This is a genomic window from Phenylobacterium sp. (genome assembly GCF_020402505.1).
In the GTDB taxonomy this organism is placed as follows: Bacteria; Pseudomonadota; Alphaproteobacteria; order Caulobacterales; family Caulobacteraceae; genus Phenylobacterium.
This window is the reverse complement of sequence record NZ_JADBZL010000185.1, coordinates 1-4,434: the sequence shown is the minus strand read 5'-3', so window position 1 is coordinate 4,434 and position 4,434 is coordinate 1. Positions and strand designations below refer to the sequence as shown.

Genomic DNA, 4,434 nt, shown 5'->3' with positions numbered 1-4,434 from the left:
CGCGAAGCGGGGTGAGGGGTCGCTGCGGCGGCTCGATCGCCCGAAAATTCCGTCGCGCCGGAAGGACCTAGTCTTCCTTCGGCGTGATGACCTGGCGGCCCTTGTACATGCCGGTCTTCAGGTCGACGTGGGCGCTTCAGGTTGAGATCCTCATGGGCTTCAGTCTGCGTCTCTGCGCTGTGTGATCCATTCCGCGACCTCTACGCCAATGCGCTCGCCGTGGTCTTCCTGCAGATAGTGCACACCCTGGCCCAATGGAATCGTTCGGCAATTCGTGAGGTTACGCTCGTACCACCCCGCCCGATCGCGGGAGATCAAAGCACCGGACTCCGCCCAGAAAAACAGTTTCGGCAGATCTGTCGTCAGCAACCAGTCGTGATAGGCGCTCGCCATGGCGTAGACGTCGGAAGGCTGTCCGGCCACTGGCAGTTCATTGGGGAAGCGCCAGATCGGCTCGCGACTGGCCGGATCCGAAAACGGGCGTCGATATTCGGCCATGTCTTCCTCACTCAACGGGTGGGCGAGCCCACCCGGCAGGACGTTTTCGACGAAGCCGTTCTGTTCAATGATAAACCTGCGCCCGTCGACCGGGTCCTGAAGCAATCTGAACAGGTTCTGGCTGGCGGGACTGAGGTCCAGCCAAGTCGGGAAGGGCCATACAAATTCCATGAACGCCAGGCCGCGCACCCGGCTCTCATGGCGGCGAGCCCAGTCAAAGCCGAGCGCTGAGCCCCAGTCATGCAGGACAAGGGTCACATCTTGCAGATCAAGCGCGTCGAAAAATCTCTCAATGTAGCGCTGATGCTCGACAATCCGCAGGGCGTCGGCAGGCTTGTCCGAGTCGCCGAAGCCCATCAGGTCCGGCGCAATGCACCGCGCCACCTTCGACAACGGCGTGATCGTGTGGCGCCAGAGAAACGACGAGGTTGGATTGCCATGCAGCAAGACCACGCAGGGGCCCGATCCGACATCTACGTAGGCCATGTCGGACCCGGCCAGGGAGACCCGCTTCTTCTCGATCCAGCCCATGTCACATCGCCGGCAAGGTTGAGGTGAAGGCGGGCATTTCCATCGCACGGGCGCTCAGGGCCGCAAGTTTCGGGTAACGCGTCATGTCCACCGCTTCCCGAAGCACAAACTGCGCAGTCTGGATGGCTACGACCGAAGCGATATCGGCATGATTGGGCTGGTGGCCGCCGAACCAGCCGTCTTGCGCGGCGGCTTCAAGCAGCTCGAGACCGGCCAGGGTTTGCCCCACGGCATCGACCCGGTCGAGCGCGGGGGCGCCAGGTGTCTCCTTGGCGAATTCGTAATAGACCGCGCCCGCCTTCTCGATTGTGGCGAGCGCCACAGAAACGATCTGCAAGGCGTCCCGGCGATCTCTTCCGGAAGAGGGCAGCAAGGCGCGATCCGGGCCGACCCTTTCGTCCAGGTAGTCGGCAATGGCGGACGAGTCGATGAGCGTCTCGCCATCCTCAAGAACGAGGATCGGAACCTTTCCCATCGGGTTGAAGGTCTTGACCCGCTCCTTCTCTTCGAACGCATGCAGGGCGTTGTGCCGAAAGTCGATGCCGAGCAGGTTGAGGGTGATGCCAACGCGGCGTGTGAATGGTGAAAACCAGGGTCCGACGAGTTCCATCTCGGAATCTCCGTTGATCAGAAGGCTTCTTTGAAGGGGCGCAAATCGAGTTCGTGGGTCCACGCACTCGGGTGTTGCAGGTGGATCTGCCAATAGGCTTCGGCGATCGCATTGATGTTGAGGACCCCATCGGCGCCCTTGGACGCCATGAATTCGGCGAAGCGGGTCCGCAGCCGCTCTCCGTCGATCCCGCCGTCAATAATGATGTGAGCGATGTGCAGGCCCTGCGGCCCGAACTCGCGCGCCATGGATTGGGCGACCATCCGAAGGCCGGCCTTGCTTGCAGCGAAATGCGCAAACCCCGCCGAGCCGCGCAAGGAACCGGTGGCGCCGGTGAAGAGGATAGTTCCTCGTCCGAGGGGCGACATACGCTTCGCCGCTTCTCGTCCCACCAGGAACCCACCGAAGCAGTTCATCCGCCAGAAGGCCTCGAAAGTGTCGCTACCGATCTCCAGGAACCGCATCGGCGCGTTGTTTCCGGCGTTGAACGCCACCAGATCGGCCGGGGCGCCGTCTTCATCATCGCGCATGGCGATGTCCATGAGGGCCTGAACGTCTTGCTCGTTGGCGGCGTCCGTGATCACTGCGGTTGCGGCGCCGCCGGATTGGCGGATGGCGTCCACGACCGCATCGATACGGGCTTGGGTCCGACCTGCGACGAGAACATGGTGACCGCCCTGAGCGAACCTCCGGGCAAGGCCGCCGCCGAGGCCCTCCAGCGCGCCGACGCCGACCACCACGGCTTTTCTGGGTTTCTCCGCCATTACACAGGCTCCTTGATCTGACGGCGGCCACTCTGAAACAACGTCACCTCGATGATGCGCCGGAAGCGCTTGAGCGGCTCGTCGGATCGTTCGACCTTCATGCGCAGAATTGCGCCGTGCCAGCCCGCGAGCAGGAACTCAGCCACCTCTTCTGGCGAAAGGTCGTCTCGCAATTCCCCACTGCGTTGCGCATCGACGACGACGGCGAGAAAGGGCCTAAGCCAGTCGGCGAAGATGCCCTGAAGGCGTGTGCGGATCAGCTCGCTGTAGCCCGAAACCTCCAGTCCGAGGTTGCCGATAAGACAGCCGTATCGCCAACCCGATACGCTCATCAGGTCGGTGATCACATCTAGGTAAGCATCCAGTCGCTGAAGGGGAGCCATGTTGGGTGACTCCATTGTTTGCGCCATCACATCCTGAAGAGACGCGAAGTATCGGTCGAGGACCTCCACCGCGTAATCTTCTTTGGATCGGAAATGATTTGTAAAACTGCCCAGAGGGACTCCGGCTGCTGATGCGATATCCCGCACACTAGCGTTCGAAAACCCCCGACACATCAGGGTTTCTACACCAGTCTCGATCAGCTGTTCGCGATTTGAGGGTCTGCTCATACGGTAATATGTACGTACGTATTATCCCGATGTCAACCTCTCCCTTCTCATGGGGACCAAGACGCCGCCCCGGGCTCCGCGCTCCCACTCTCTCTGGGAAGTCTCAACCCCCGACAGGGGCGACGCATCAGCTGCGACTGCGCCACTTGAAAACGATGCAACCGCTGCTCGTCGGCGTGACGACAGAACATAGCGGTCCCCTCCTCTTCCGCGGACAACCAGACGCCGGGGAGGAACCGCCTCGACATGCACATCACCTACAAGGCGATGATCGACGACGGCTACGAGGCGACGCTTCGCCAGGGCCTGGAGCTGGAGCAGGCGCGGTCGACGGCCCACAACCGGCATGTGACCCCGGAGGCCGTGGAAGCCCGCCGCGCCGGCATCCAGGCGCGGGGGCGGACGCAGTAGGCGCGGCCACTCAATAGGCCCCCTCCGTCCCGCTTCGCGGTCCACCTCCCCCTTGCAGGTGGAGGAATTGGGGAGCCATTGCTCCCCCGCGGGGGAGCTGTCGGCGAAGCCGACTGAGGGGGCGCTGCGGCGGCTCGACTATCCGGGAATCAGAAAGGGCGCGGGGCCCTTCGGCGCCGCGCCCGAAAACTCCGTCGCTCCGGAAGGACCTAGTCTTCCTTCGGCGTGATGACCTGGCGGCCCTTGTACATGCCGGTCTTCAGGTCGATGTGGTGCGGGCGCTTCAGTTCGCCGGTTTCCTTGTCCTCGACATAGCTGTTGGCCCCCAGGGCGTGATGCGAGCGGCGCATGTTGCGGCGCGAGGGGGAGGTTTTTCGCTTCGGAACGGCCACGGGAGACTCTCTCTGGCGGACAGGGGAAGGACGGCCGCGGAAACCGGAGCGCGTCGGGGTGCGCGCTTATGCCCCAATCGTGTGGGGGATTCAAGCCGGAGCGGACCGGCTCACACCAGCCGGCTGCGCTCCTTGGCGGCGCCGATGAAGCTGGTGAAGAGGGGGTGGGGGTCGAAGGGACGGCTTTTCAGCTCTGGGTGGAACTGGACGCCGACGAACCAGGGATGATCGGCCCGCTCGCAGATCTCGGGCAGGACGCCGTCGGGGGACAGGCCGGTGAAGGACAGGCCCGTGGCCTCGATGGCCTCCCGATAGCGGATATTGACCTCGTAGCGGTGGCGGTGGCGCTCGCTGATGTGCTCCGAGCCATAGATCGCGGCCACGCGGGATCCCGGCTTCAGGACCGCCTCGTAGGCGCCCAGGCGCATGGTGCCGCCCAGGTCGTCGCCCTGCCCCCGGGTCTCGCGCGCATTGCCGCGGGTCCATTCCGTCATGAGGCCCACCACGGGCTGGGCGCTGGGGCCGAACTCGGTGGAGGAGGCCTCGGTGAGGCCGGCCAGGTTCCGGGCCGCCTCGATCATGGCCATCTGCATGCCGAAGCAGATGCCGAAATAGGG

General features: G+C 63.6%; 7 protein-coding genes and 1 pseudogene. 1 reads left to right on the top strand and 7 read right to left on the bottom strand.

The window, feature by feature from the left end:
- Window positions 1–159 precede the first annotated feature (159 nt).
- The 5 genes and pseudogenes from IM632_RS12660 to IM632_RS14505 form a co-directional block, all read right to left on the bottom strand.
- Entirely contained in the window at window positions 160–1,029 is an 870-nt protein-coding gene (locus tag IM632_RS12660) for a haloalkane dehalogenase (RefSeq protein WP_296552417.1), read from the bottom strand.
- Window position 1,030: 1 nt separating this feature from the next.
- Window positions 1,031–1,639: a glutathione S-transferase family protein gene (locus IM632_RS12655; protein ID WP_296552416.1), complete on the bottom strand. Its 609-nt coding sequence runs from the start codon at window positions 1,637–1,639 to the stop codon at window positions 1,031–1,033.
- A 17-nt stretch (window positions 1,640–1,656) separates the two neighbouring features.
- Window positions 1,657–2,403 carry an SDR family NAD(P)-dependent oxidoreductase gene (locus tag IM632_RS12650; protein WP_296484196.1) on the bottom strand — a complete coding sequence of 249 codons (747 nt, stop codon included), beginning with the start codon at window positions 2,401–2,403 and terminating at the stop codon, window positions 1,657–1,659.
- Entirely contained in the window at window positions 2,403–2,855 is a 453-nt protein-coding gene (locus IM632_RS12645; protein WP_296497242.1) for a TetR family transcriptional regulator C-terminal domain-containing protein, read from the bottom strand. Before IM632_RS12645 ends, IM632_RS12650 begins: the two co-directional genes overlap by 1 nt.
- Window positions 2,856–2,873: 18 nt before the next feature.
- Window positions 2,874–3,014, bottom strand: a pseudogene (locus tag IM632_RS14505) (TetR/AcrR family transcriptional regulator); the annotation flags it as partial.
- 246 nt (window positions 3,015–3,260) lie between these two features.
- On the opposite strand from IM632_RS14505, the gene IM632_RS12640 reads away from it, so the two are divergent.
- Window positions 3,261–3,425 carry a hypothetical protein gene (locus tag IM632_RS12640; protein WP_296484202.1) on the top strand — a complete coding sequence of 55 codons (165 nt, stop codon included), beginning with the start codon at window positions 3,261–3,263 and terminating at the stop codon, window positions 3,423–3,425.
- Between the two features lie 209 nt (window positions 3,426–3,634).
- On the opposite strand, the gene rpmF is transcribed toward IM632_RS12640, so the two are convergent.
- Window positions 3,635–3,817 carry a 50S ribosomal protein L32 gene (gene rpmF / locus IM632_RS12635; protein WP_110450074.1) on the bottom strand — a complete coding sequence of 61 codons (183 nt, stop codon included), beginning with the start codon at window positions 3,815–3,817 and terminating at the stop codon, window positions 3,635–3,637.
- A gap of 110 nt (window positions 3,818–3,927) precedes the next feature.
- On the bottom strand, window positions 3,928–4,434 hold a 507-nt coding region (locus IM632_RS12630; protein WP_296552415.1), incomplete at its 5' end, for a gamma-glutamyl-gamma-aminobutyrate hydrolase family protein.

Coding starts and splice junctions, on each gene's coding strand:
- IM632_RS12660 (WP_296552417.1), bottom strand. CDS start 1,029: ATGGGCTGGATCGAGAAGAAGCGGGTCTCCCTGGCCGGGTCCGACATG.
- IM632_RS12655 (WP_296552416.1), bottom strand. CDS start 1,639: ATGGAACTCGTCGGACCCTGGTTTTCACCATTCACACGCCGCGTTGGC.
- IM632_RS12650 (WP_296484196.1), bottom strand. CDS start 2,403: ATGGCGGAGAAACCCAGAAAAGCCGTGGTGGTCGGCGTCGGCGCGCTG.
- IM632_RS12640 (WP_296484202.1), top strand. CDS start 3,261: ATGCACATCACCTACAAGGCGATGATCGACGACGGCTACGAGGCGACG.